General features: G+C 37.8%; 29 protein-coding genes and 1 riboswitch. Of the genes, 22 read left to right on the top strand and 7 right to left on the bottom strand.

The annotated features are described in order from the left end of the window. The first annotated feature begins 129 nt into the window (after positions 1 to 129). Together IGI64_RS07740 and IGI64_RS07735 are read left to right on the top strand one after the other, a co-directional pair. The gene (locus IGI64_RS07740; RefSeq protein WP_429940111.1) at positions 130 to 705 is read left to right on the top strand and encodes a DNA-3-methyladenine glycosylase I; all 576 of its coding nucleotides are present in this window, start codon (positions 130 to 132) and stop codon (positions 703 to 705) included. Continuing rightward, positions 698 to 1,234 (top strand): dihydrofolate reductase family protein, encoded by a 537-nt coding sequence (locus IGI64_RS07735; RefSeq protein ID WP_429940110.1) that lies wholly within the window; start codon positions 698 to 700, stop codon positions 1,232 to 1,234. The genes IGI64_RS07740 and IGI64_RS07735 overlap by 8 nt, the downstream gene beginning before the upstream one ends. A 48-nt stretch (positions 1,235 to 1,282) precedes the next feature. Here IGI64_RS07735 and IGI64_RS07730 read toward each other — a convergent pair whose 3' ends face one another. After that, positions 1,283 to 1,837 (bottom strand): NADPH-dependent FMN reductase, encoded by a 555-nt coding sequence (locus tag IGI64_RS07730; RefSeq protein ID WP_429940109.1) that lies wholly within the window; start codon positions 1,835 to 1,837, stop codon positions 1,283 to 1,285. A gap of 174 nt (positions 1,838 to 2,011) precedes the next feature. Between IGI64_RS07730 and rpsP the strand changes: the two genes are divergently transcribed. The 6 genes from rpsP to rplS all read left to right on the top strand — a co-directional run bounded on the left by rpsP (position 2,012) and on the right by rplS (position 5,293). Next, positions 2,012 to 2,287, top strand: coding sequence for a 30S ribosomal protein S16 (gene rpsP, locus IGI64_RS07725; RefSeq protein WP_016625503.1), 276 nt, complete (start codon positions 2,012 to 2,014; stop codon positions 2,285 to 2,287). 11 nt (positions 2,288 to 2,298) lie between these two features. Further along, complete coding sequence (locus tag IGI64_RS07720) at positions 2,299 to 2,547, top strand: KH domain-containing protein (RefSeq protein WP_429940108.1); 249 nt, start codon at positions 2,299 to 2,301, stop codon at positions 2,545 to 2,547. A 95-nt stretch (positions 2,548 to 2,642) separates the two neighbouring features. Further along, entirely contained in the window at positions 2,643 to 3,437 is a 795-nt protein-coding gene (locus IGI64_RS07715) for a hypothetical protein (RefSeq protein ID WP_429940107.1), read from the top strand. A gap of 81 nt (positions 3,438 to 3,518) precedes the next feature. Further along, positions 3,519 to 4,043, top strand: coding sequence for a ribosome maturation factor RimM (rimM, locus tag IGI64_RS07710; RefSeq protein ID WP_429940106.1), 525 nt, complete (start codon positions 3,519 to 3,521; stop codon positions 4,041 to 4,043). Continuing rightward, positions 4,033 to 4,767, top strand: coding sequence for a tRNA (guanosine(37)-N1)-methyltransferase TrmD (gene trmD / locus IGI64_RS07705; protein ID WP_429940763.1), 735 nt, complete (start codon positions 4,033 to 4,035; stop codon positions 4,765 to 4,767). The genes rimM and trmD overlap by 11 nt, the downstream gene beginning before the upstream one ends. A gap of 178 nt (positions 4,768 to 4,945) precedes the next feature. Next, positions 4,946 to 5,293 (top strand): 50S ribosomal protein L19, encoded by a 348-nt coding sequence (gene rplS / locus IGI64_RS07700; RefSeq protein WP_002286913.1) that lies wholly within the window; start codon positions 4,946 to 4,948, stop codon positions 5,291 to 5,293. Between the two features lie 182 nt (positions 5,294 to 5,475). On the opposite strand, the gene IGI64_RS07695 is transcribed toward rplS, so the two are convergent. Then, positions 5,476 to 6,132 carry a CPBP family intramembrane glutamic endopeptidase gene (locus tag IGI64_RS07695; protein WP_429940105.1) on the bottom strand — a complete coding sequence of 219 codons (657 nt, stop codon included), beginning with the start codon at positions 6,130 to 6,132 and terminating at the stop codon, positions 5,476 to 5,478. Between the two features lie 286 nt (positions 6,133 to 6,418). Further along, positions 6,419 to 7,282 carry a helix-turn-helix domain-containing protein gene (locus IGI64_RS07690; protein ID WP_429940104.1) on the bottom strand — a complete coding sequence of 288 codons (864 nt, stop codon included), beginning with the start codon at positions 7,280 to 7,282 and terminating at the stop codon, positions 6,419 to 6,421. 463 nt (positions 7,283 to 7,745) lie between these two features. Here IGI64_RS07690 and IGI64_RS07685 point away from each other — a divergent pair, with 463 nt between their 5' ends. From IGI64_RS07685 to IGI64_RS07645, 9 genes are all read left to right on the top strand, one after another. Next, positions 7,746 to 8,318 (top strand): WxL domain-containing protein, encoded by a 573-nt coding sequence (locus IGI64_RS07685; RefSeq protein WP_429940103.1) that lies wholly within the window; start codon positions 7,746 to 7,748, stop codon positions 8,316 to 8,318. Between the two features lie 90 nt (positions 8,319 to 8,408). Further along, positions 8,409 to 9,458 carry a DUF916 and DUF3324 domain-containing protein gene (locus IGI64_RS07680; RefSeq protein WP_429940102.1) on the top strand — a complete coding sequence of 350 codons (1,050 nt, stop codon included), beginning with the start codon at positions 8,409 to 8,411 and terminating at the stop codon, positions 9,456 to 9,458. Beyond that, the gene (locus IGI64_RS07675; protein WP_429940101.1) at positions 9,451 to 11,616 is read left to right on the top strand and encodes an L-type lectin-domain containing protein; all 2,166 of its coding nucleotides are present in this window, start codon (positions 9,451 to 9,453) and stop codon (positions 11,614 to 11,616) included. The genes IGI64_RS07680 and IGI64_RS07675 overlap by 8 nt, the downstream gene beginning before the upstream one ends. A gap of 216 nt (positions 11,617 to 11,832) precedes the next feature. Next, complete coding sequence (locus IGI64_RS07670) at positions 11,833 to 12,888, top strand: hypothetical protein (RefSeq protein ID WP_429940100.1); 1,056 nt, start codon at positions 11,833 to 11,835, stop codon at positions 12,886 to 12,888. A gap of 186 nt (positions 12,889 to 13,074) precedes the next feature. Beyond that, positions 13,075 to 14,082, top strand: a complete 1,008-nt coding sequence (locus IGI64_RS07665) for a DUF916 and DUF3324 domain-containing protein (protein WP_429940099.1) — start codon at positions 13,075 to 13,077, stop codon at positions 14,080 to 14,082. Positions 14,083 to 14,098: 16 nt separating this feature from the next. Then, positions 14,099 to 14,824 carry a WxL domain-containing protein gene (locus IGI64_RS07660; RefSeq protein ID WP_429940098.1) on the top strand — a complete coding sequence of 242 codons (726 nt, stop codon included), beginning with the start codon at positions 14,099 to 14,101 and terminating at the stop codon, positions 14,822 to 14,824. 281 nt (positions 14,825 to 15,105) lie between these two features. Beyond that, positions 15,106 to 17,217 (top strand): InlB B-repeat-containing protein, encoded by a 2,112-nt coding sequence (locus tag IGI64_RS07655; RefSeq protein ID WP_429940097.1) that lies wholly within the window; start codon positions 15,106 to 15,108, stop codon positions 17,215 to 17,217. Beyond that, positions 17,204 to 17,485 carry an LPXTG cell wall anchor domain-containing protein gene (locus IGI64_RS07650; protein ID WP_429940096.1) on the top strand — a complete coding sequence of 94 codons (282 nt, stop codon included), beginning with the start codon at positions 17,204 to 17,206 and terminating at the stop codon, positions 17,483 to 17,485. Before IGI64_RS07655 ends, IGI64_RS07650 begins: the two co-directional genes overlap by 14 nt. A gap of 242 nt (positions 17,486 to 17,727) precedes the next feature. Beyond that, complete coding sequence (locus IGI64_RS07645) at positions 17,728 to 19,002, top strand: GHKL domain-containing protein (protein WP_429940095.1); 1,275 nt, start codon at positions 17,728 to 17,730, stop codon at positions 19,000 to 19,002. Positions 19,003 to 19,069: 67 nt separating this feature from the next. Here IGI64_RS07645 and IGI64_RS07640 read toward each other — a convergent pair whose 3' ends face one another. Beyond that, positions 19,070 to 19,816: a LytR/AlgR family response regulator transcription factor gene (locus IGI64_RS07640; RefSeq protein WP_429940094.1), complete on the bottom strand. Its 747-nt coding sequence runs from the start codon at positions 19,814 to 19,816 to the stop codon at positions 19,070 to 19,072. A 237-nt stretch (positions 19,817 to 20,053) separates the two neighbouring features. Here IGI64_RS07640 and IGI64_RS07635 point away from each other — a divergent pair, with 237 nt between their 5' ends. The 3 genes from IGI64_RS07635 to IGI64_RS07625 are packed head-to-tail and all read left to right on the top strand — an operon-like array spanning position 20,054 to position 22,633. Continuing rightward, positions 20,054 to 20,827, top strand: coding sequence for a DeoR/GlpR family DNA-binding transcription regulator (locus IGI64_RS07635; RefSeq protein ID WP_429940093.1), 774 nt, complete (start codon positions 20,054 to 20,056; stop codon positions 20,825 to 20,827). Continuing rightward, positions 20,824 to 22,209: a M24 family metallopeptidase gene (locus IGI64_RS07630; RefSeq protein ID WP_429940092.1), complete on the top strand. Its 1,386-nt coding sequence runs from the start codon at positions 20,824 to 20,826 to the stop codon at positions 22,207 to 22,209. The genes IGI64_RS07635 and IGI64_RS07630 overlap by 4 nt, the downstream gene beginning before the upstream one ends. 52 nt (positions 22,210 to 22,261) lie before the next feature. Further along, the gene (locus IGI64_RS07625; protein WP_429940091.1) at positions 22,262 to 22,633 is read left to right on the top strand and encodes a DUF4180 domain-containing protein; all 372 of its coding nucleotides are present in this window, start codon (positions 22,262 to 22,264) and stop codon (positions 22,631 to 22,633) included. 113 nt (positions 22,634 to 22,746) lie between these two features. Here the strand turns inward: IGI64_RS07625 and IGI64_RS07620 are convergent, their stop codons facing one another. Continuing rightward, complete coding sequence (locus tag IGI64_RS07620) at positions 22,747 to 23,619, bottom strand: CPBP family intramembrane glutamic endopeptidase (protein WP_429940090.1); 873 nt, start codon at positions 23,617 to 23,619, stop codon at positions 22,747 to 22,749. A gap of 155 nt (positions 23,620 to 23,774) precedes the next feature. On the opposite strand from IGI64_RS07620, the gene IGI64_RS07615 reads away from it, so the two are divergent. Continuing rightward, a complete protein-coding gene (locus IGI64_RS07615) occupies positions 23,775 to 24,071 on the top strand; it encodes a bacteriocin immunity protein (RefSeq protein WP_429940089.1) in 297 nt (98 codons plus the stop codon). 89 nt (positions 24,072 to 24,160) lie between these two features. Here IGI64_RS07615 and IGI64_RS07610 read toward each other — a convergent pair whose 3' ends face one another. Further along, positions 24,161 to 24,715 carry an ECF transporter S component gene (locus IGI64_RS07610; RefSeq protein ID WP_195742421.1) on the bottom strand — a complete coding sequence of 185 codons (555 nt, stop codon included), beginning with the start codon at positions 24,713 to 24,715 and terminating at the stop codon, positions 24,161 to 24,163. 5 nt (positions 24,716 to 24,720) lie between these two features. Then, positions 24,721 to 25,695, bottom strand: coding sequence for a nucleoside hydrolase (locus tag IGI64_RS07605; protein WP_429940088.1), 975 nt, complete (start codon positions 25,693 to 25,695; stop codon positions 24,721 to 24,723). Positions 25,696 to 25,779: 84 nt separating this feature from the next. Beyond that, positions 25,780 to 25,824: riboswitch (PreQ1 riboswitch) on the bottom strand. Between the two features lie 166 nt (positions 25,825 to 25,990). On the opposite strand from IGI64_RS07605, the gene IGI64_RS07600 reads away from it, so the two are divergent. Continuing rightward, on the top strand, positions 25,991 to 26,515 hold the full coding sequence (locus tag IGI64_RS07600) for a DUF1697 domain-containing protein (protein WP_429940087.1): 525 nt from the start codon (positions 25,991 to 25,993) through the stop codon (positions 26,513 to 26,515). Positions 26,516 to 26,537 lie beyond the last annotated feature (22 nt).

The raw sequence follows: 26,537 nt of genomic DNA, 5'->3' as shown, positions 1-26,537 counted from the left end.
CCAATAACTGGCCGAAATCCGCAAAACAGGGTTTGTTTTGCGGTTTTTTTTGCATAGAGATAAAAGTAAAGTTTCCTTTCGTTCGTGTAAATCACTTCATTTTGATAAAATAAGTCAGAGGTGAAGAAAATGAAACGTTGTCCATGGGCTGAATCCACAGAATCAATGAAACAGTACCATGATCATGTTTGGGGCGTCCCAGAATACGATGACCAAAAGCTTTTTAGAAAACTGATGCTCGACATCAATCAAGCAGGTTTAAGCTGGCAGACGATTTTGAATAAAGAAGCGGCCTTTGATTTAGCCTATGATGGATTTGCAATTGATAAAGTCGCTGCTTACGACCAAAACAAAGTAGAAGAATTATTGACAAATCCAGGAATCATCCGCAACCGCCGAAAAATCGAAGCGGCAATCGTCAACGCACAAGCGGTACAAAAGATCCAAGCCGAATACACCAGTTTTTCTGATTATTTATGGTCTTTCACAGGTCATCAGCCGTTAAATAATCGTTATGAAGAACAAAGCAAGATCCCCACGACCAACGAATTGTCGGATAAGTTGACCAAAGATTTGAAAAAAAGAGGCTTTAAATTTGTCGGAAGCACGACAGTCTATGCTTTTTTAGAAGCAGTCGGTATCATCAATGATCACTTAGCGGATTGTTTCCGCCATCAAGAAGTAAAGGAGCGTATCCATGCGTAAAATCGTTTTTTATGGAGCAATCAGTCTGGACGGCTATCTCGCCGCAGCGAATCATGATCTTCAATGGCTGTTGGATACACCAACAGGAGAACAAACAACTTATGAAGCGTTTTTTGAAACTATAGATACAACTGTTATGGGAAGAAAAACATACGAAGAAGCAAAAAAACTGTTAGAAGCAGAAGCGCTTTATCCAGAAAAGAAAAACTTTGTCTTTTCAAGAAACCCTGAATTGCAAATGTCTGATGCAACAGTTATCCACGAAGATCCTGTGACATTCTTAAAGCAGCTGAAGGAAAAAGAGGGAGGAAATATTTGGATCGTCGGCGGAGGTTCCCTGATAAAACCGCTGCTTGAAGAGAACATGATCGACGAGTGGCAAATCCAAATAGCACCCGTATTATTAGGAAAAGGAATCCGATTGTTTGAGCCAGGAGACTACGAAGAACGGCTTGAATATATAGGTGTGGAACAATTTGGACAATTTGCTGAATTGCGTTATAGAAAAAGAAGTGATTCTTCTTTATAAAAAAACAAAAATACAGCGCAGGAAGTTATCCCGCGCTGTATTTTTATGTTAGTCGGTCAATTTTTCTAAGAAATCGATGTAAGAATTCATGATTGTTTGGAAGAAGTTCAATGTACCTTCGATGATTTCGCCATTTTCACCAATCAAGTTATTGATATTCCCAATATAGGCTTCAGGCTGCTGCAAAGTAGGAACATTCAGGAAGACAAGTGATTGGCGCAAGTGATGGTTGGCACCAAACCCGCCGATTCCACCAGGAGAAACAGAAACGACCAAACCTGGTTTCTTATCCCAAGCACTATGACCATAAGGGCGAGAACCGACATCTAAAGCATTTTTCAAGACAGCAGGTACAGAACGGTTGTATTCCGGTGTAACAAAGACAACACCATCTAATTCTTTGACTTCATTACGGAAACGCGTCCACTCTGCTGGTGCTTTTTCTGGGCTTTCCAGATCTTCATTGTAAAAAGGCAGATCACTGATTGTTATGATTTTACTTTCATAGCCGTCAGGAAGCAGATCAGCCAGAGCTAAAGCTGTTTTCTTGTTATAAGATTCTTCACGTAAACTACCAATAAAAAAACCGATTTTTTTTGTCATAAATAATTCCTCCTTCATTTTGCTACTATAATAAGCTTACAAAAGATAAGGAAACACGACAAATAATATGCATTTCAAGAAAAAAGTTAACTGTAAAGAAAAAAAGCTTTACAGGGTAAAAAAAACCTGTTAAACTACAACTTGTGATTAAATCAATGGAGGTGGAAATAAATAATGGCAGTTAAAATTCGTTTAAAACGCATGGGTTCTAAGAAAAGTCCTTTTTACCGTATCGTTGTAGCTGATTCACGTTCTCCTCGTGACGGACGTTTTATTGAAACTGTTGGAACTTACAATCCTTTGAAAGATCCTGCAGAAGTTGTTTTAAAAGAAGATTTAGTTCTTGACTGGTTGTCAAAAGGTGCACAACCTTCTGATACAGTTCGTAACATCCTTTCAAAAGAAGGCGTTATGAAAAAACACCACGAAGCTAAATTTACAAAGAAATAAGGTGAACGGATATGAAAGATTTAAGAGAGTTGATCTTAACAATCGTTCGTCCGTTAGTCACCCAACCAGATCAAGCCGAGATTGAAATCGTTGAATCAGATGATTTTTACGAATACAATCTAACGGTAGCACCGGAAGATATCGGACGTATCATCGGAAAACAAGGGCGTGTCGCAAAAGCGATTCGTACAATCGTTTATGGTGTCCGTACCAATGATTCGAAAAAAGTACGTTTAAATATCCTTGACGGGAAAAAATGATCATCAAAACTGTTTTGAAGCTTGCTTCGAAACAGTTTTTTTTGTCAAAATAAAAAAGACAGCGTATTCTTGAATAAAGAGGGGAGTGTCAAACGATGAAAAAAATCATGTTATTGGGAAGTTTTATCTTACTGTTGGCAGGCTGCAGCAATCCTGGCAGTAATGAACAAGAAAGTACAGCAGAAAGTGCCGCAACAAGTACCACAGAAAGCACGCAAACTACACAAAGCAGCACTTCTAAAAGTACGGAAACAACCAGTGAAGCAGGCAAAAGCGAGACACAACCAACAGGCGATGCGATGGAGCAACTACAGCAAAAATATCCCAATGTCCTGCTGCCGACAAAAGTACCTGTAGCTCAGAACCTGAATATTGCAGCTGCCGAAACGAAGCAAGGTTTCTCGGTGCTTTATTATGATCTGGGCCAAAAATTACCGTTGAATGATCAGCAGTTGAATCAAGAAACGCCACAAGCAACTTATCTTTACCGCTATGCATTTGCTTCAAGTAACGAAGCGGTGACGGCTATGCAGCCATTCACAGTGGATACCAACGCACAGCCAGTTGATTTAGGACATGACATCACAGGCTATCAGCAAGGCGCAGCCGGATCAAGCTATTTAGAATGGACAGAAGGAAACTGGCGTCTTCGTGTTCGTGCAAGTAATATCGATGGTCAAGATCCTGTACCAGCTGCAAAAGATATCGTCAATTATCTAGAAGAAAATACCTTGCCAGCTCCTGAAATCGTAGGGCTGATCACTTTAGATTTGGCGGATACCAGTAATAAAGCCGCACAAGTAAGCTGGCAAAACGGGACAGATCTTTATACCATCACTCATCATGATCCGTTAACTGCTCTGGAAATGGCTGTTTCGATGAACCGTTAGCGCAAAACTTCCAAACAAACCTAGAATTGCCGGTAGACAAATGCTAAAATAAAGCAGAGAAAAAAGAAATGAGGAAAAACGGTGACTGAATATTTGAATGTAGGTAAAATCGTCAATACACAAGGAATCAAAGGAGAAGTACGCGTAATCTCCATGACTGATTTTCCTGAAGAACGGTATAAAGCAGGCGAAACACTGACTTTATTCCAAGAAGGCAAACAGCCAATCGAATTAACGATCAAAAGCTCACGCAAACACAAGAACTTTATTATCTTGAGTTTTGAAAACCATCCAAACATCAATGATGTAGAAAAATATCGCGACGGCATCTTGAAAGTATCAAAAGAAAAATTAAGCGAATTATCAGAGGATGAGTTTTATTACCATGAAATCATTGGTTTAGATGTATTTGACGAGACTGGAGAATTGTTAGGGAAAGTAAAAGAAATCCTTTCTCCAGGAGCAAATGATGTTTGGGTCGTCCAACGTCCGAAGAAAAGAGATCTTTTATTACCTTACATTGCTTCTGTCGTCAAAGAAGTTGATCCTGAAAATGGAAAAATCATTGTTGAGATACCAGAAGGGCTGATCGATGATGAAGATTGATGTATTAACTCTGTTTCCGCGAATGTTTGAAGGACCGATGGACGAGTCGATCATTGGTAAAGCAGTAGATAAAGGACTCTTGGATATCAATGTCTCAAATTTTAGAGAATACTCAGACAACAAGCATCAGACGGTGGACGATTATCCTTATGGCGGCGGTGCTGGCATGCTGTTGAAAGTCCAACCCATCTATGACAATATCCAAGCAATCAATGAAGCTGCTCCAGACGTGAAAAAACGCGTGATCCTGCTTGATCCAGCAGGAAAACGATTCGATCAAAAAATGGCGGAAGAATTTTCGCAAGAAGAGCATCTTGTGTTCATCTGCGGCCATTATGAAGGGTATGATGAACGTATCCGTACATTGGTAACTGATGAAGTCTCATTAGGGGATTACGTCCTAACAGGCGGAGAACTAGGAGCAATGGTCATGATCGATGCGACCGTGCGCTTATTACCAGATGTTTTAGGTAATCAAACGTCTGCTCAAACAGATTCTCATTCCACTGGTTTGCTGGAACATCCGCAATATACACGTCCAGCAGAATTCAAGGGCCTGAAAGTACCAGAAGTCTTGATGAACGGCAACCATAAACTGATTGAAGAATGGCAGCTGAAAGAATCCTTGCGCAGAACCTATCAAAGACGTCCGGATATGCTGGAAAAAATCGAATTGACCAATCAAATGAAAAAAATGCTGGAAGAAATCAAAAAAGAAGGATAAAGAAAATTTTAAAAATAAATGCACCATTTTTTCTGAAAATGTCCGATTCTTTTTTTGAAACTGCTTTACAGTGTTCGTAACTTATGTTAGAATTTTTTGGTGAGTGTAAAACACTCAACTATTACGATATTCCGCTGTGACCAGTCATATGAATATTTGGAATAAGGAGAAAGATAAAATGAATCCATTAATCGAAGAATTAACAAAAGAACAATTACGTTCTGACATCCCTGCTTTCCGTCCTGGTGACACAGTACGTGTTCACGCGAAAGTTGTCGAAGGTACTCGCGAACGTATCCAGTTATTTGAAGGTGTTGTAATCAAACGCCGCGGAGCTGGTATCAGCGAAACTTACACAGTACGTAAAGTTTCTAACGGGGTTGGCGTTGAACGTACATTCCCATTGCACACACCACGTGTTGCAAAAATCGAAGTTGTTCGTTACGGTAAAGTACGTCGTGCAAAATTGTACTACTTGCGTGCATTACACGGAAAAGCAGCTCGTATCAAAGAAATCCGTCGTTAATCATTTGTTATCAGACAAAGGAAGAACCCTTGATCATCAAGGGTTCTTTTTTTGTTTTCGATTATTTTATAAATGTAGAGTCTATTGTTTGGTTTTGTATACATTCAATAAATGACATTAAAAAAATCCACCTGCTTTCACAGGCGGACAGTTATTTATTTATTCAGCTATCTTCTTCAGATTTATAACAAAAAGCCAAGCGTATTATTTAAAATATGGATAGCCATGACAAAAACAATTGAACGGTTTGCCGTCAAATAAGCAGCCGTTAACAAAATGGCTCCTGGTGCGTAGATCAAAAAATCGATTGGCTGCTGTACATGAAAGAATGTAAACAGAAAAATAGAAAGTAGAGAAGCGAATACTAGACCAATGTATCGAGAAAGCCAGTTGATCAAAAGATGTCGAAAAATAAGTTCTTCTATGATCGGTCCAAAGAAAGCAAAGACGATCAATATCAAAAATAATGGCGTTTGTTCACCTAACTGCAGCAAACCTTCTTGATTCTCTGCTTGATTTTGTACGCCTATCAAGTTCTGCATAAGAATATCCACGAAAAGAATAAGTGCTACCCAAAAGAAAATCCCAGCAATTCGCAACCAAGTATTCTTTTTAAAATAAGAAAAGCTTTGTATGATTTCTTTCCAAAATAAAATAATTCCTATAATCGACGGTATACATAAATTGGTTGCTAATATCAAGAAGTCTGAATTCACTAAATCAGTACCAGTCATTACAGATAGTGCATATAGCGGAAGAAGACCTAACTGCAACCCGATAAATAAAAAATAAATAATGAGCAGGGAAAGTTCCCTTTTGTTCGTACGAATAAATCCCAAAACGTACCTCCTAAAATTAGTATTGGACAAGCGTCCTTTAAAAAGGTAACAATAATGGGAATCTGATTCAATATATTTGCCTATAGAGGTTGTGAACGAGCTGCTCAGCTTCAAGTGATAAGACTCTTTTTTACTGGGAAATAGCTTTTCATATTTCTCAGTAAAAAAGCTTATCACCGAAGAAGCTAGCTCGTGAACACCGTTTAGATAGAGGTTGTGAGCCAAGCGTTTTGACCTGAGCGTTAAAACTCTTTTCAACGGGAAGAAAACTTTCCATGTTTTTACGTTAAAAAGAACGCACTTCTGCGCCTGCATACTTTTCTTTGATATCTTCAAAATGCACCTTGTATTTATGCGCAAAATTCTCCATATCCAGCAAGTGGAAGATAGTAAAAGCATCTGTTATCTTTTTTTCTCCTTCTGTTTGCATCCCTTTAGCATAATCGAGTAATCCTTCCAAATAAAGTCCCATCGTTTTCCCAAACAAGTCGCGAATTTCCAACATATTTTTGAATGTTTGGAGGTATGTATAACCTTCTCTTAGATAACCAGTATCGATACACATCAATACAGCGTTCATCAATATTTTACAGTAAGGAGAGTTAAAACCGTGAGATTCAGCATATAGATTTCTTTTCTTTAAAAGAACATTGACGACAACGAACAATGTCTCTATCGGCAGCTCATCCATGATAGTGATAAATACTCTTGCTTCGCGGCTGGTCCAATTCTCCAGCTCCATCAAGCGTTGAATAATCTGGTCTATATTTGTGTTAGTAGCGTTGCCGCCTAAGCGAGCAATGAATAAATCAATGATAGCTGTGAGAGTAGGATCGTTGTGTTCGCCATTTCCTTTTGAAATCGCATTTTTAGCGTCAACAAGTCCTTGAATATCACCTTTATGATAAAGTTCAGAAAGTTCAAACCATGTGCAATCGCTCAAAGGTTTTTTGTACTCGTTGTGGATATACATAAATTCTTCTAAACCGACATTCAGATTTTTGATGAGTTTCTCAAATACATCGATAGTAGGGGAGCTGATATTTCTTTCGATACGACTGTAGTAACTTAAAGTAACAATGTTTTGGCAAACATCTTTTTGTTTTAACCCTTTATCTTCTCTTATTTTTTTGAGCGTTTGGCCATACATCAATAAATTCCTCCCTTCGTTTATTTTAAGTATAGCACGAGTAAAGAAAATCCAAACAAATAAAAAAATGACTTATAGTACATGTTTTTTTATTTGTGTTTCTTTTTTATGTTATTCTGTAAAAATAGTTAGAATTTAGTTATAAAAAACATCTTTATTTATTTGGTGGAATAGAGTTTTAATAGGGGATATGCCTTGTTAAATATGTGCTTAGTAACAAATTTAGGTATTTTTAAGTCGATATATCACCGTTTGAAATTTATAATGCATGTTTTTTTGTGTTTTTTATACTATATGTTATTCTGAAAATACAATGAGATATTTGTTATAAAAAACGCGCGAAAATAAAAGGAGAAATGGGTGATAACAAATATTGACGAAAGATACTAGAAAAATGTTGGACGATTTTTTTAGATGTTGGTAGAGCGTTTGTTCAAAGTAAAAAAGAAAAGGATGGGATACTATGAAAAAGTTTGCTTTATTGTTGTTGGTCAGCGGTGTTGGTTTAGTTGGAGGCGCTCAGGGAATCTCTGCTGTGGAAGCAAACCCTACAGCTGAATTAGAAAGTGAAGCTTCTTTGACTGTGCAGCCTGGCGTATTGAGCTTAGACACTGTTTCTAATTTCAACTTTGGTACATTATCGATTCAAGATATTGCGGAAGCAGATCAATCCTTGACAAGTACACCAGAGGCGACGACAGTTTCTGATTTTAGAGGACCGAATCAATCAGGATGGGCATTAACAGCTAAGCTTTCTCAAATCGAAAATGAAAATTCTGTCAGACTGCAATCTGTAAAATTGAATCTAGCTGCAACTGCTGCTGCAGGGAATGCAACAATTGGAACGATTCCAGCGCTTGATGCAGGTGCAACGGATCCAACGCTTGTAGCTTCTGCTGATGGAACAACTGGTTTAGCAAAAAATGAATTTGATTTCACTGCAACGACTTTGACATTTCCGAAGCAAAACATCAACAGCGGTCAATATTCAGGGACAGTTACTTGGACATTGACGAACGCTTATACACCAGAGTAACGGTAAAACAGCTCACATGTAATGAAAAGATTGCTTTACATGTGAGTTTTTTATAAAAGATTATCTTAAAGAATGGTGTGGTGATGAGAGATGTTAAAAAACAAAGTTCTGCTCTTGATAACTTTTCTTTCAGGGCTTCTTTTCTTATGTTTGACTATCAGTGATTTATCCGCCGAAGCAGAGTCAACAGCTTTTACGGTGATACCAAGTTTTCCCGAAAACCAAGTGTCAGAAGCTACATATTTCGATTTACATGTGAAAGAGGAAACAAAGCAAGAGTTGACAATAATTCTTCAAAATACGACCAATCAATCACTGGATATAGAAGCAGCTGCTTTGAACAGCTATACGACTTCTACGGGGATCATTGCCTATCAAAAAACTGAAACAGCTGAAAAAAACAAAGGACGTTCCTTCACAAAGCTGATTGAACCAAAACAGCAGCAGGTACGTTTGATGCCCAATGAAGCAAAAGCAGTTTCTTTTACCTTAGACATGAAAAAACAAGCCATTACAGGTGAAATCTTAGGTGCGTTTTCTTTTGCAGTAATTTCCTCAGAAACGGAAGAATCAAAGGATGCAATGCTCCAAGCACGTTACGAAACACAAGTCGGCGTTCGCTTAAGATCCGAACTGACCGATCTTCCTTCCCCGAATCTAACTTTAGAAAAAACAGAACCAATCGTAAAAAATGACCATGCAGCTATTCAAAGCACAGTAAAAAATGATCAACCAGTTGCGTTTGGCAAAGTAAAAGCAGAAATAACGATCCATGAAAAAGAAACAAAGAAAAACGTTGGCGAAAAAGAAGTCGAAAATTATCAGATTGCCCCAAATTCAACGATTCCCTTAGTGACAGAATTAAATACAGAACAATTAGAGCCTGGCGAATATACCACGCATATCGAACTGACTTCCCCAAAAGGTCATTGGATCTTTGATGATTCATTCACTGTTTCTGCAGCAAATGCAAAAACGATCAATCAGAAAACTGTCTATGCAGAAAAATATGAAAATAAAAATATGCTGGTTTATGTGCTGATTTTCTTTATCCTTCTGCTTTTGCTGGTCATTCTGTATTTGAGTTGGCGCTATTATCGATCAAAAAAATCCAAAGAAAGTGGGACTGGAAATGGCTAAACAAAAATTGTCAATTGTTTGTCGTGGATGGTGGCTGTTTTTTCTTTTCCTTGCTTGGTTGGTATGTTTACCTTCAGAAATAAAGGCAGCAGTGGTCGAGCCGCCCTTTGAAACATTGCCTGTGGACAGTACGATGATCACTACAGCGGGAAAAGCAGGTGCGCCTAGTGGATCAGCCAATCACCGCTATGTCCAAATCAACGACACTACAACAAGCTCAAGTGGTGCAGTGTGGTTCAATAACCCTGTGTCATTTACAAGTGATTTTAAGATGGATATGGCTTTTTTTATTGAAAATACCGCAAATGATAGTGACGGGTTGACTTTTGTGATGCAAAGCAGAAGTCCGACTGCAATTGCTGCAGAGACTGGACCGACAATCGGTGTTTGGGCAAATACAGGAAATTCAAGTCCGCTTAGCCAAGGAGCGATCCCCAATAGTATTGCTATAGAATTTGATACTTTTTATAACAATAACAGCAATATTATTGCTCATGACGGCATGATGGATCGGGATGTCGCCTCAAAAGGTCACCACATTGCCTGGGCTTATCCGGGATCAAATAGTTCCTATACGACAGATGGTTTTTTGATTATTGATAAAGTGCTTCATCACAATGATACAGTAGGTGTCACGGACTTGACAGATGGACAATGGCACCAGTTCACAGTTGAATTCAAAAAAAGTGCGAATACATTTACTTATACAGTACCTGACTATAATGTCAATGTAACGATTCCTGTTGATGATACATTTAAAAATAACTTAGGCTTAAATTCAGGAAAGTCTGTTTATTTTGGTTTTACTGGCGCAAACGGCGGTTACGCTCAAGCAAAAGCAGTTTCTTTCGTCGATGTCCAAGGACTGGTGGATCTGCAATTAAGAACAGGGATTTTCCAACCAGAAAACATGCAGATGATTTTAGATACGGGAGCAGTAAATCCAACGATCAACACAGTTGATAAAGAGCAGGAACTTACGTATCTTACCGCCCTTAGTTATCTTAATACGAGTGATTTGACAAGTTTAAAAGAAGGAACTGTTATCAGTGTGTTGGTACCTAGGACGCTTGATTTAGTGGGGGATACGGTCAAATTTGTAAAAGTAGAAGACTCGTCTTCGGTAGTGATTCCGACAGAAGGAGAATCAATTCCTTTTACAAGAGATGGGGATACTCTGAAAGTGACTCTGCCTGATTTAGAAAGAGGAAACATGTACGAAGTTTTTTTCAATGTAAAAAATAACTATCTGGAAATCGATAAAAATCTGGATTTAAAAGTGCCTGCTACGACTTCGTTTTCTGGGAACGCGTTTGCCTCGCCCATCTCATTAGGTAGTCCAGACACCCATTATTATAACGTCGTAGGAAGTTGGGCTCCGACCGTAGCAGACAGCTATACAACAACAGCAGAAGCACAAAGCAATGCGCAGATCGTCCGACAAAATCGCAAGGCTTATTTTCCGATAGAAATAGAGGATGAAAATTCAACTTCTGCGACATTATTCATGACACCATTAGTAACAGAAGATGAATTGCCGACAGCGGGATTTTCTGAAAAAGCAGTCCTTTCAAGAGAACAAGTAAGTGATCCTTTAAATACGACGATTGAATATGAAACAGATAACTTGCAGCCAGGAAATCTTTATTATGTGGGAATCTATACAGTCGATACAGAAGGAAACCAGTCAGAAATAGTTTATAAAGCTGTTGATTTTCGAGGAATCATCCAACTGAATACTGTACCAGGAAATTTCGATGGTCAGATTTTGACAGTCAATGACCTAGTCAATTCTCAGCAAGAAGATGGATTTTTTTATGTAAAAGTAGCCAATTTAGCGAATGCTGATTTAGACATAACAAATACAAGCGAAAATCGGTGGGTCTTGGATGGCCAGTTGAACAGTATTGCGGAACAGATAAATACATGGGGAGACAACCTTTCTCTTCGTTTTTTTGAAAAAGGGACCAAAAATCTGGTTTTCCAACTGACAAGCGAAAAGCAAAGAATACTTACTCAAGAAACAACAGAAGCAAATATGAATAAAAATTTCAATGAGTACGATATCTATTTTACATTCACAGCAAATCCTTTAAAGATTATCCCTGGGACATATGCTGGAACAGTCAATTGGACGCTGACAAGTACCGATTCTTGAAAAGTATGAATATCAAAGAAGTAAAAATACTGATTTTGGGCCGACTCTTTGTGCAGCAAAGAGTCTTTTTTTGCAACTGCGGATGCCTATCAGAAAAAGCTTTCTTGATTCATTTTGATTTCAGCATAAAAAATAGAATAATTATCTGCGCTGAAATCTTTGAGGTGTATCATCAGCTTCTTTATACTAAAAATTACAGTTTTAGTTTATTGGAGGATGATGAAAATGAAAAAGAGAAGAAGTTTTAGGAGTTATTTCATGGATGGAGAAGCGGGCGTCAATGTTTCCTGGGGAGCAGTTTTTGCAGGGGTGATCACCTTTTTATCTTTGTTTATGACGTTAGCATTTGTTGGTTCCGCAATCGGATTTAGTACACTGAAAATAACTTCAGATAATCCGCTGGAAGGTGTGGGTACAGGTTTGTATATCTGGCTGATCATTGCGCTAGTTCTTTCACTTATGGGCGCTGGATTTGTTTCTGGGACAGCAGCTAGAAGAATTGGATTGCTTCACGGATTCTTGACATGGGCGACAAGTATGTTGGTAGCGACTTTGATAATCACGTATACAACAGTCAGTGCATTTTCAGCGATGGGATCATTGTTAGGAAATGCAGCTTCTGGTATTGGAAGCGGCACAGAAACAGTGATTTCTACTGCTGGAGACGCAATCTCATCAGGTTTCGACAAAGTAGCAGAAGAATTAGAGACAGTGGACACGCAAGAATTACAAGCAAACATGAACAAATATCTAAAAGATACTGATGTCCCGGAATTACAACCAGATTACTTGAATAATGAATTAAATGCAGCAGGTGACACAATCAAAGAGGCTGGAAAAGAAATCTTGAAAAATCCTGACAATGCGGATGCAATCATCGATTCAACCGCTGATTCACTACAAAAACGAGTAGAAAAGATCGACAATGCTGCGGATAAAAATGCCATCGCAAATGCTGTAGCTAAAAATACAGAACTTTCACAAGAAGAAGCGCAGCAAGCAACAGAGAATATCTATAATCAATTAAAAACTGCGGCTGACGAAACGCAAAAGCAAATCGAAACAGTCAAAGAAGATGTAAAAAAAGCCAAATCGGATTTGGAAACGTCGATTGAAGAGGCCAGAAAAGCTGCAGACGAAGCAGCAGACAAAACAGCAAAAGCTTCAATCATGGGCTTTTTAGCAATGATCATTGGACTGATCATCACTTCTCTATCTGGTACGTGGGGTGCAAATTTTGTTAAAGAACCAAGACGAGAAATGAGAATGTAAAAGAGCATATAAATGAAAAGAAACTGTTCGGCAGATGCCGCAGTTTCTTTTTTTAAACTTTTACACAAAAGTATATTTTTTAGACATAAAAGTAACTTTGGCGTCAGAAAAAAATGCAAAAATTATCTACATAAAGCAGCATCAATCAATTCTTCCGCTGAAAACGATAAGGAGGTGAAGAAGGGAATGCAAAAATTTTTTCTAGCAATGTCTATTTTTATTTGCTGGTTTGGTCTTGCCAGTAAGCCGAAAGAAGTCGCCGCAAGTTCCGCTGTTTCCTTTTCTGTGGAAGCCTTAAATAAAGATGGGGAATCAAATGCACAAGGATTCTATCGGTTCGAAGGGAAGCCGGGAGAAAAGGAACAGGTAAAAGTAAAAATCACAAATGGCAGCAAACAGCCGATAAAAATAGCCGCCGAAGTAAATCCAGCCTTCACGAACACTAATGGAATACCAAGTTATCAAAAAAGTGAACAACTTGACAGTACGCTGAAATATCCATTAGACAGCTTAGTACAAATCGAGAAACAAGAAATTGATTTAGAAGCTGGCAGTTCTCAAATAATAGCAGCAGATATCGAATATCCCAAAGAAATATGGGAAGGACAAATTTTAGGAGGGATACGTTTTTCAGAAATAATCAACGCAGAAACTGCGCAATCAGTTACCCATCAAATCGCTTATACGATTGGTGTCTTGCTGACGATGGAAAATGGGGTGGTTCGGGAAAATAATTTACAGCTGAACAAAGTTGAAGTCGGTCAGCGAAATCATCGGAATTACATTGAAGCGAATATTCAAAATACTGCGCCAGCAATTATTTCTGCTATGGAAATCAAGGCAGAAGTCTATCAAAAAAATGATAAGAAACCTGTTTATCAGTATGAAGCAAATGAAATGCGCATGGCGCCAAATTCCAATTTTGATTTCGGGATTCCTACAGGGGAAGTACCGCTTCAACCTGGAGATTATAAACTGAAACTGAAAGTGGAGGCTGATTCAAAAAAATATGAATTTGAGAAATCATTTGAAATCAAAGCAAGTGAGTCAAAAAGATTAAATCAAAGTGCTGTAAATTTAGAAATAAAAGAGAACACAATGATTTATTGGGGGATAATCATTGCTTTACTCTTCATCATTGTTATTGGTTCAATGAGAAAAAAATATAAAAATAAAAGGGCAAAAATAAACTAATTAAGGTGGCAATTTTATGAAGCAAGCAAAGTTATTCACAGTCTCAATGATTTTAGCAAGTGGGCTTTTAGGAGCAATCCCGGCGGCAGCAACAGAGTATGAAAGTGCGACAAAAGTAATCACAAATGGCAAAGTAGAAATTTTAGAAGATGATAGTTCAGACAATAATATCCCAGACCCAGAGAATCCAGAAGAACCAATCGATCCGGAAGAACCGGTTAATCCCAATCCAGGGCAATTGAAAATCAATTATGTCTCAGCATTCAACTTCGGAAAACAAGCTAATGTATCCAATCGTTTAACAATCAACGCTGACTTAGATGCTCTTATTAGTCCCAGTGGTTTAGAAACAAGACGTATTCCCTTTATTGCTACAGAAGATCGCCGAGGAACTGATCGTACAGGCTGGGAGTTGCGAGTGAGCCAGCCGCAAGGATTTTATGATAATGAAGGGAACGAGTTAGCTGGAGCGACATTGACTTTAAAAAATCTTCGTTATGTCGATACGAATAATGCACCTGTACCAACAAATGGAGAAATTGTTTTAAATACAGAGGAACAGACAATCGCAAAAGCGGACGAAACACAAGGCGCAGGTGCTTGGTCATTAGCATTAGGAAATCCCACAGACAAAGGAACAACAGATGGTGTTGTTTTGGATATTCCCGCAAACACAATCAAAAATGTTACAACTTATTCAACATCGATCGTATGGGAATTGATCGCAGAACCAACAACATAGAACAGAATCATTACTAATAAAAAAACATATCTATTGCTTATAATAGAAAATTTCTGATTGTTTTATTGCCAAAGCAGTATTCCAATCAGTTGAACATAGATGATGCCAAAGAAGCAGCGAAATACACGTATCAGTAAACATACGTTGTGTCTTTTATGGCACAACGGTTTTACTGGTTTGACTAAAAGACAGACACAACTTGCTCAAGGAAAGTCTCTAACAATTAGACAGATTTCAGCAGCTGGTGTTGCATTTTAGAAAAAAGAGAGTGGTGAGAAATAATGATGCGCAAATTAATGTTGGTAAGTGTTCTTTTGATGTTTTTTTTAGGACAATTGCCGACAAATACAGTTGCAGACACTATAGTAAAAGCAAATCCAAATAGGAATGAGCAGATATTGAATACAGTAGATTCTAATGAGCTATCAGACACATCTGAAACTTCAGAAATCGTTCAGGAAACAGGTGAAGAAGCAGACACTGCTCAAACTCCTGAAAAAACAACGGAGGAAATGAAGGATACTCATCAAGTGAAAGAAGAGTTAGAGGACATGCATAGTGAAAAGATGCAAGAATCGGATGGGAATACTATCGGTGATGAACCAAGTGAAATAATAGGATCAGAAGATAGTTCACTAGAAGAAGTTTCCAATCAAGAGAGTAAAAATATTTCTGTTCTAGACGAAAATGGCAAACAAGTAGAGTACTCTCGCTGGTATTATTTAGGAGCAGGGAGCTTTGACGTGTCGTTTCGTACAGGAAATCATGATGTCAGATTATCAGCAAATAGCAGAAAAAGAGTACGGTTAATACCAATAGAAGTGGTTTCTCTCAGATATGTCACTTACGGAGATACTTTTAGAGTCCACATACAAACAGACTCAAGCGATTCAGCGGGAGTTCCTTGGAAAATCAATCGGTGGACAGATGGTATAGACTATATCACTTATGGCAATTCTGCTCCAGGCACTTCAGGGCTTTTTCGCTTAGTACAAGCAAATAACAATAGCAGAAAGGTGTATATAAATTATGTCAATGCTGTCAGTGGCGGAAGGCCAGGTACACATTATGTAGGCGGGGCTATGAATGAACTGGCTTCAGTCCTATTAAGACCGAATATTTCAGGAGCTGTTGAATTTGGTTTTTATCAATCATTAAGTATCAGGAACGTAGAAGGAGGGTCTATAACTGCAGATGAAACGGTCGATCGAAATGAATCAACTACGATTCGTGCTGTTCCGGACAATGGGTATAGTTTTGGTAGGTGGGAAACAAGACCTTTATTAGGGAATGGCGTTGTTTCTATAGCAAACAGCAATAATTCAATGACTACTCTTATGCCTTTGCTTGGCAGTCGATCTAACGAATTATCAGCAACTTTTACTCGTAATACGTATAGCTTAAATACAGGTATCATGCCCGGTAATGGCGGCACTGTGAGAGTGAATGCCACTAATATCGTTTATGGAAGTACAACGAATATAACAGCAACACCGAATGCAGGCTACCGCTTTGTACGCTGGGAAATCGTTGGATCAGGAAGCAGTGTAGCAAATCAAACCAGTGCATCCACGACTTTTACAATGGGAATAGGGAATGCAACAGCAACTGCAGTATTTGCGGAAAATTCTTATAGCTTAAATACAGATGTTAAACCATCAAACAGCGGCAGTGTTAAAACGGATGTTATGAATATGAATTATGGGAGCACAACAAACATAACAGCAACCCCAAACGAAGGACATCGTTTTGTACGCTGGGAAATCGTTGGATCAGGAAGTAGTGTAGAAAATTCAACCGATACAACAACGACCTTTAGGATGGGAACAGAAAATGCAACAGTAACTGCAATATTTGAACCAATTCCAACCATTTTAGAACTTAAAGAACTTAAAAACGCGGATTTTGATTTCGGATCCATTAAAAAGAGCAGTCATGCCCAAACGCTTGCTGCAAAAGGTGAAAGTGCACCATCGGTTACGATCAGTGATTACAGTGAATCCAATTCTTGGGAACTGCGTGTTTCGCAACCAGAAGGCCTAAAAGATGCCCAAAAGAATGAATTATCCGGAGCAGTCATTCGCCTAAAAAATAACCAAGTTGTAGACTCCGTCCATGAAAATATCCTTCTCCCTGCAAGAAATATCGAGCTTTCTTCTGTTCAGCGATCTGTTGCGCGAATGGTGGATCATGGCGGGGAAAAAGAGACCGGATTAACTATCCTGAAAATAGGTGATAGTAAAGATCAAACACTATCCGGGATCGAAATGAGTATTCCGAGAAACACGATAAGCAATGCGAGTACCTATCAAACAACAATTGAATGGGAATTGACAGGTGATCCTACATTGACCGAAGCAGAGCAGATAGGAGGGCAAGATGAAGCGTCTTAAACTAACAATCATTTTCTTGCTTTTCAGTATCGTTTGGTTTCAGCCAACTATATACCAAGCAGCAACAACAAATAAAGCGGTAATCACATTTAAAGAACCAGAAGAGAAGATAATGTCAGGTGAAGAAACTGAAAACGAAAATAACTCATCAGAAAACAAACAACAGCTGCCCAAAACAGGCGTTGAAAATCGTCCTTTTTTCTTTCTATTAGGTAGCGCCTTGCTTGTATGCAGCTATCTTGTACGTAGAAAAATCAAAAAAGGATGATAAAAACAATAGAAAAAACATAAAATAAAAGTTTATTTTATGATTAAGAGGACGGACGAATTTTTGTCGCAGTCCTCTTTTAAGTTGTTGGATTTTTAGGGAAACAGCATGAAAAAATAGTTTTTTCAAGAAAATTTCAATTGATTTGCATATGCTTATTGACATCAAGAAAATAATTGTGTATATGGAAAGAGACCTTTAATCGTGAAATTTAAAAGTAAGAAGAGGATGGTAGCAATTTAATGCGATATCATGTTATTTTAGCAATAGTGTTTTTGACACATGCGTATTTTAATTTATACATAGGCGCTCGAGTACTAACAACCAAATATAAAGCAGCTTGTTTGCTGATGATCCTGAGTATTTTTTCTTTAGTAGTCAGTTTTCCTGCAATTGAATTTTATCTGCTGCCCAGCGTCTATTTTTTTAACTTCTTGATTCTTTATGCTGCCACGAGAAATTATTTGTTTACAATCGTTTATATCCTAAGCGAGTATTTTATTATCCAAATGGGTCTGGTTGGAAGCGGCAGTGTTTATTTTGCCATCAATGATGTTCACTTTACTCAAATTGATCTTTTTACTTTTTCTATGATACTCGCAGGAATGTCGATCCTTTTTTTCATTGGCATCAAGGTATTGAATTGGGCTTATCAAAAGTTTGAAGTGTACGTTTTTCTTTATAAAATGTCAAATTCCAATAAAAGAGCGATGGCAATATGTTTGAGTATTTTTGCTGTCTTTGCTTATTATCAAAGGATTTGTGTGGATTTTACCAAAAGTGATTACTGGCTCGTCACAGCAATTCTTTTTTTGATGGCGATTCTGTTATTTGGCGGATTATATTTGGTTATCAAAGCGAGCATCTATTATGAAAATCTATATAATACTGTTGCTTTATATGATGAAAAGCTAGAAAAAATGAGTGATTTGAAATCGTTCCGACATGATTACGAAGGCATTTTACTCAGTTTGACCACTGTCTTAGAAGAAGGCGATACAAGAGCCGCTTTGGACCAGCTGCATAAAATCAAGGAATACTCTGAAGAAGTGATTGATTCAAAAAGCTATCTCGAAGAATTAGAACTGATTAAATGTTTACCATTGAAAAGTATTTTGTATCTAGAAATAAATAAAGCAAAAACTGCAGGGATAAAGATAGATATTCGTTTTGATCAAGAGGTCTCTGAAGTTTCGATGAATATGTTTGATCTGATCCGCTGTTTGACGATTTTGTTGAATAATGCAATCGAAGCAAGTCTGGAAACAAAGAAACCATATATAAGTGTGAGAATCAGGGAACAGAATGGAGAGCTGCAAATAACTATCCAAAATAACTATTCGACGCGTTTGCCGCTGCATAGCATTGAAAACAAAGGCGCTAGCAGTAAACAAGGACATTCAGGACTAGGACTTCAGAATTTAAAAAAAATCACTAGTATGTACAATAATGTGCAGTACACTATTTCTCGAAATGAGCAATTTTTTGAAGTCGTTCTTTCTCTGAAAAAAATTTAAATTATAGTATACAGTCTCCAATTATAACAATAATATATAACGCTTGATTTGCTGCCGAGAATTTTCTTCAAGGCAGTAAATCAAGCGTTTGTTTCACTTTGCTTAATATTTTGATACTAGCATAGATTTCTGAATCATTTTTAAAGGTGATAATGCCAAGTTTTCGATTGATCGATTTGATTTGTTTTAAATTTAAAATGTAAGATTTTAAAAACAAAAAGTATTGCGGGAAAGAAAGATCTTTTAATTTAGAAAAACTTTCATTCAGCAGATATTCCTGATCAATGGTCTCTAAATAGATAGAAAAACGATTCCCTTTAACTGTCTGTATGTAATTGATATCGGCAAAAGAAAAAATCTGACTCCCTTGTTCATTTTTTAAAATCAAAAATTTATCACGATTTGTATGCAAGTCAGTAAATACTTTTTTTAAGGTTGAACGTAACTGTTCTTTTGTTTGGGTGATATCCAATCCGGTTTTATGTATATAATCAAATGGCGTAATATTTCGCGTAATGATATCAATTCCTTTGTCAACAAAACTGGTGATAAAAATAACTTTGCAGACAGCATTTGTTTTTCGAATTCTTTCAGCAATATCAATACCTGAATATTGCGTATTTAAATCAATATCGATAAAAAAAAGATCCGTATCAACAATTTCCAGTGTTGGAAGCTGCTTTACAAATGACAGAGGAGAAGTAATAGGTGTCGTACGAACAATAAGTGAGTAATCTTTTGCGAACTCATGAATCGTATTTTCAATGAATCTTTGGTGCAAAAAGTTATCTTCAATAACGTAAATATTCTGCATGATTGACCGCCTCTTTTCAATAATGAACTAACTGAAAATGATTGTGTAAAAAATTGGATACAGCTGTATAGTTTAGCTAAAAATGAAAACAATCAAATAATCATTTATAAGTATAACAAATAAAAAATCGGTTATAAAGGATTTGTAAGGAGAAAGGTTTGCATTTATTTGCTTTTTTAAGTAAATGTTGCAAAAGAATGCAAAATAGGTTAACTTAGAAATAAGGAGGGGAAGTTTATGCTGGTCGCACAACGTTTAGAAAAAATAAAACAGATTTTGGAAGAGCAAAAAAGTGTATCTATCGAAGAATTGGCAGAAAAATTGCATATTTCAAAGGACACTGTCAGAAGAGATTTGATCAAATTGGAAAACAAGAAAGTCTTGAAACGAACACATGGCGGAGCTGTTTTAGCCAATAAAGAGGCGGAAATCTTTGATTATGTGCAGCGTTCTGCAAAATATTATCCAGTGAAGCAAAAGATTGCTAAAAAAGTACGACAAGTTATCCAGGATGGTGCATCGATTATTTTTGATTCATCAACGACAGTAGAAGCGGTCATTCGACAGCTTTCTGATCGGAAAATACATGCGATCACGAATTCTTTAACACATGCACAGCTGCTAGCAAGTTTTGAAAAAACAACGATTTCGATGCTGCCAGGAACACTACATAAAGAACAATTATTTCTTTACGGTGCAGATACGATCGATAAACTTTCCCAGTTCCGCGCAGATTACACTTTGTTAGGCATTTTTGCTTTATCCAAAGAGGGCTTGTTTATCCATACAGAAGAAGAAGGCTTGGTCAAACGGAAAATGATCCAGCAAGGCAATTTTGTAATTGCTGCGGCGGACCACACGAAATTAGGCACTACTGGATTTTTCAAAGTAGGTGATTTAAGCGACCTTGATTTATTGATAACAGATCGGAAGCCGGAAGAAGAACTATTAGCAAAACTAACAGAAGCAAATGTTGAAATCATGATAACAGAAGAGGAGAAAACCAAATGAAACCAACGATTTCTTTAGGAGAGGTAAAAGAACCGCCAGTATTTACAGAAGTTCCACCAGTTTTTTTGACAGATGAAACGATGGAAGCACGAAAAAGGAAACTGCTTCAACGAATGAAAGAAGAACAAATCGATACGGTTGTTATTTATGCAGACAAGGAACATGGCAGTAATTTTGAATATCTGACTGGGTTCATTCCTCGTTTTGAAGAAGGTTTATTGGTTTTGGATAAAGAGGGAACGGCTGCACTGATTTTAGGAAATGAAAACTTGAAGTTATGCAAACATTCAAGAATAACAGCTGAATTATTCCATTATCCGCTATTTTCTTTGCCAAACCAACCGATGGAACAGGAGCGCGCATTAGAAGAAATCTTCAAAGAGCTTCAACTAGATAAAAAGAAAAAAGTTGGTTTGATCGGTTGGAAAATGTTTACTGCCAAAATGAAAGCACCTTCTCAGTTATTTGATGTACCTTATTTTATTGTAGATGCATTAAAAAATACTCTTTCTGAAGGCGAACTAGTCAACAGTGCGTATTTATTGATTGGGGAAAATGGCGCTCGAACAACAAATAACGCAAATGAACTTGCACATTACGAATATGGGGCAAATCTTTCTTCTCGAAGTATGCTGAAGGCAATGAACCATATAGCTCCTGGCGTAAGAGAAATAGAAATCGGGGAACTGTTGTCAGGAGAAGGACAGTATCATTCGGTCGTGACCATCGCTGCAACGGGCCAGCGTTTCGAACATGCAAATATGTATCCTACGTATAAAAAAATCAAGCAAGGTGACCCGCTGTCGATGACGACGGGCTTTAAAGGCGGACTATCAAGTCGGACGGGTTTTGTGGTGGAGAACCAAGAACAGCTTCCCGAGGAACAAAAAGATTATTTGGAACGCGTTGCCCAGCCTTACTATGGGGCAGTCGTCACTTGGTTAGAGCAGATAAAAATCGGTCTGCGGGGGGAAGAGATGTATCAGCTGATTGAGGATGCTTTGCCTAAAAAAGACTATCACTGGCATTTGAATCCAGGACACCTAACGGCAGACGAAGAATGGATGTCTTCGCCTATTTATCCAAATTCTGAGGAACAGCTTCAGAGCGGAATGATCTTCCAAGTGGATATTATCCCATCGGTTCCTGGCTATGCAGGGGTAAGCGCAGAAGAATGTGTCGCTCTTGCCGATGAACAGCTGCGAACAGAGATCCAAACGGAATATCCAGAATTATGGGAACGAATCACCACGAGAAGAGCTTATTTAAGCAAGGAATTATCCCTTGCGCTTCCAGATGAGGTACTGCCGCTTTCCAATACGGTTGGTTATTTACGTCCGTTTTATTTAGCGAAAAATAAAGCTTTGAAAGTAAAAAGATAGTCTGCTTTGTTTTTTTGATTTAGTAAAAGCAGCTAATTGATTGGAGGAAAAAATGAAAGTAACTGAACAAAGCAAGAATGGCCAAAAAGTCATTATCATTGAAGCTGACACAGTTTTGATAAAGGACAGCCAATCAGCATTAGATCTGCTTTTATCATTGGCTTATGAATACCAAACAAATAAAATCATCCTTTTGAAATCTGTGATAACAGAAGATTTTTTTGAGTTGAGAACAAAGATAGCGGGAGACATCTTGCAAAAATGCACGAACTATCATATCGAACTTGCTGTTGCTGGGGATTACAGCAGCTATACAAGCAAAGCACTAAAGGAATTTATTTATGAAAGTAATCAGAGCGGTGTCTGCTTCTTTGTTGACACGCCAGAAAAAGGGCTGGACTTGTTGACGAAAAGCGGAAAGTAAAAAGTTTCAAATTGCAGAGAAAAATAGTAGATTTATCTTTATCTAAAGGATAGCTTAGAAATACAAAAAAGCAAATTCTCGTATGGAGAGTTCTGCTTTTTTGTATTTCTTTTTTAGTTTTCTTTTAATTTATGTTTGTTCTTTAGGAATACTGCTAAGACAATAATCGCCGCCAACATGATAGGGATACTAGCTAAATCTAGATTTTCAGCATTGCGTTCCGCTAAAGATGTGCCAGGATTACGAATCCCCATGTAGGTTACTCCAACAACAAAGAATCCTAAGTTATATGCACCGTGCAACCCAATAACACCCCATAAACTTTCTTCCCACAACGCATATAAAGCAAAGAAAATGGCCGCTGTGAAAACAAAAATCGCATATCTCCAATTCAACCCACTTAATCCATGTATTGCAACAAAAATCAATGCTTGAGCAAATACACCGGCAAGGATACCAAACCTAGCGCCAAATGTTTGCATCAAAAATCCCCGACATTGAATCTCTTCTGCGCCTCCTTGAATCAAATAGGTAAAAAAGGAGATCAATAGAACGATAATGATAGTAGCAATTGGAAATTTTGGTGCAGCTGCAATTCGTTCAGTCCATCCAAAGGCTAATGACATAAAAATACTTATCCCAATAATAATTGCTCCAATAAGATAACCTCTTATCAATTTAAAAAATATATTGTCACTATATAGCCCCAAGGAACGCCATGAGCGTTTTTCATATTTCTGTACCCATAGCATAACAAGAAGAGCAACCGTTCCAAATCCAATAACAGAGGCTATTAAAGATGCTCCAGCGTGTTTGATACTGCCGTATTCTATGTTTTTAAAGCCTATTAGCAGGGCGCTAGTAAAAGCACCTGCTATTTGTGTTGCTGCACCGATTGCAAACAATCCAACCATAACAAGTATTGCGATAATAGGGCTGGTCGCTCTTTTTTGTTCTTTTTGAAACATAAATAATTTGTTTTTCATATAAAAATAAAACCTTCCTTCTTTTAAAGTATCGTGCATCTTAACATCATGAAAATAATGTATTACATAAATTATATAAGCTGTATCAATGGAACTCAAAGTATCAGCCTAACCAAGTATGATACAATGGCCTAAAAAATAGGGAGGAATACTAAATGAGTAATTTAAAATGGTTTTCTGGTGGAATGGAACGGAGGAAAAGAGCCGAAGCTATTATTGCTGAGTTATTAGAGGATTTGAAAACAGATCATGGAAACGAATCACTTCGAAAAGTATTAAAATCTTATCTGGAAAATTTGAAAGATGAAGGAACAGCCGTACCTTTGATTTTAAGTCGCATGAATTTAGATATAGCTAATGCAATAAAAAAAGATGGTGTGTTTTTAAAAGAAAATCAATCGAAAAAAATTAAAGAATTGACCACCATATCGAACATTCGCCAGGGTTATTAATTATTTTTTATTTGCATAAAATGATTCTAAAGTTTAAAAACCATACAAATCTTTTTAAGGATTTGTATGGTTTTTTTGGTTTTAGGGAATCAAGATTTATTTTGTTGAAAAACTCTTCTTTCACCAAGCGATAAAACGACTGCTGCAACTAATACAACAGCCAGCAGCCGATCAAGATAATCGGTGCCTGCTTGGATTAGAATAATACTCGCTGTTTGGTCAAGACCCAATCCAGATAAAACCTGAACAAGAATACTTGAACCAGAAGAAGTGATCCCGCCAAACAAAAAGACAGTGATCAAAGAAGCAGCCACTGTTCCAGGAAATGAAATCAGCAGCGCTTGGAGCGGCAAACGAGATTTTTGGATTTTTCCGTTTAAGAGAAAACCAGCACACAAACCAGTAATGATTTGAACAGGCGCATAATACAGAGAAAAAAGATCTGCTGTGATCCCGCTAAGCAACGCACTGATTGTTCCAGTCAATGCGCCGAATCCTGGTCCTAGCAATGTGGCGGAAAAAATCGTTCCAATACTGTCTAAATAAATCGGCAGCCGCAAAAACAGGGCGATAGCACCGCCAATATAGTTCAAAGCGACGCTGAAAGCAATGATCGTGATTGTACGTGTCGTGAATTTTTTCATTTTTTTCATCCTAACTGCAGCATTTTTAGATCCCTAGCAACGGCTTCGGGTTGTGCATCTAAAATGACGGTCAAAAATTTCAGGAAGAATGATGAAACATCGACAGTTGTCAAAATCTTGCTGTTCGCAGGTTTTTGCCAAAAGTCAAAACGATCGACTAATGTTTGGCCCAGACTGATCCCAGTAGTTTCTACAGCAGTATAGCTTTCAAACCCGCTGCAAAGCGCCGGATCGATAAAATAAGCCACAGCTAAAGGATCATTGATCACACAGCCGAGGATTCGTTCCTGCTGCCAATGGAAATCATAGTAAAAGCGGGTGATTGCTTTCAAATAATTCCCCTCCTCATTGTTGGTTTGGCAGCAATACTCTAAAATCGTAGGCGTAAACACGATTTCTCTGGTCACATCCAGTCCGACCATTTCAATCATCTTTTCTAAATGTTTGAAGACATAAGCCGCGGCATCTGGATCACACCAATAGTTGTATTCAGCTACTGGCGAACAGTTCCCATGACTTTTATAAGTGCCGCCCATTGTAACGAAGCGAGCCATGTGGCGTCCTAAATGGGGATTCTTTTTCAGTGCCTGTGCGATATTGGTCAAAGGACCTAAAGCAATAACAGAGATATCTGTAGGAACAGAAAAGGTCTCAGCTAAAAAATCAGCTGCTGTTTTTTCTTGTGCTTGGTATTCAGAAGTACGGGGAAAATAGGTTTCACCCAATCCATCCATGCCATGGGTATCTTGTGCGCTGACAAATGAGCGGACAAGCGGTTTAGAAGCTCCGGCAAAGACCGGGATATCTAAACGTTGACATCTTTCTAGACAGCGAAAGGTATTTTCTACACCTAATTCGACAGGGACATTTCCGCAGACGACAGTAATACCGAGCACCTCTAATTCCGGCGATTGGACAGCCAGCATCAACGCCAGCGTATCATCGATTCCCGGATCGCAGTCAATAATTACTTTTCGCATTATTTCCAACCTCCTTTCTTTGGAATCCAAAAATAGACTGTTTTTCAAATGTTTTATTGATACAGTACTTTTTGGATCTATGAGAGATACTTAGTTTTTTATCCTGGGAAGTTTACGAACCAGTCCAAGAAATCTTCTTGTTTTAAATGCACAAATCAATCATAACTTAAAGTGAAGAAAAAGAACACGTTGTCAGAAGAATTTTATTTAAAAGAGTTTTTGCTGAGACATTTCTCCTCCTTTTTGAAATCTTGTTGTATAGTAGAGAAAATACGGAAAACGAGGAAAGAACCAAATGAAAAAATATGTCATTTTTCTCCGAGGAATCAATACCGGAGGCTTAACGATCAAAATGGAAGAACTGAAAAAAACGCTTGAACTGCCTGAATTCAAAACAGTCACGACTGTATTGGCGACGGGAAATGTAATCCTCGAAACGGATTTATCCGCGGATGAAACATTGGAAAAAGCGCTGGTTAGTTTGAGTGAGCATTGGCAGCGGCCGATTTACGGTTTGATTCGGACACAAGAAGAAGTCGAGAAAATCGTCCAGCATATGACCGAGATTCCTGAACACAATCAAATGGTTCTTTTTTCAGATCAATCTTTATATGAAGAATTGAGTGAGCTGTTTGAAGCATCGGAACATGATGAACAAGAAAAGTTGACGTTATTCGAAGGAAAAGATTTGGTATGGGTGGTTAAAAAGGGAATGACAACAAAAAATTTTGGCAAAATACTTGCTTCGAAAAAATACCAGCAATTCTTAACCTCCAGAAACATGCGGACGATAGAAAAAATCCATAAAAAATTGAGCTGAATCTACAAGAAAATAAGCGCTC

The organism is Enterococcus sp. DIV0210g (assembly GCF_050559705.1).
Classification (GTDB): domain Bacteria; phylum Bacillota; class Bacilli; order Lactobacillales; family Enterococcaceae; genus Enterococcus_B; species Enterococcus_B faecalis_A.
Note: the sequence above shows the minus strand (reverse complement) of the source record. Positions and strands in the feature narration are given on the sequence as shown.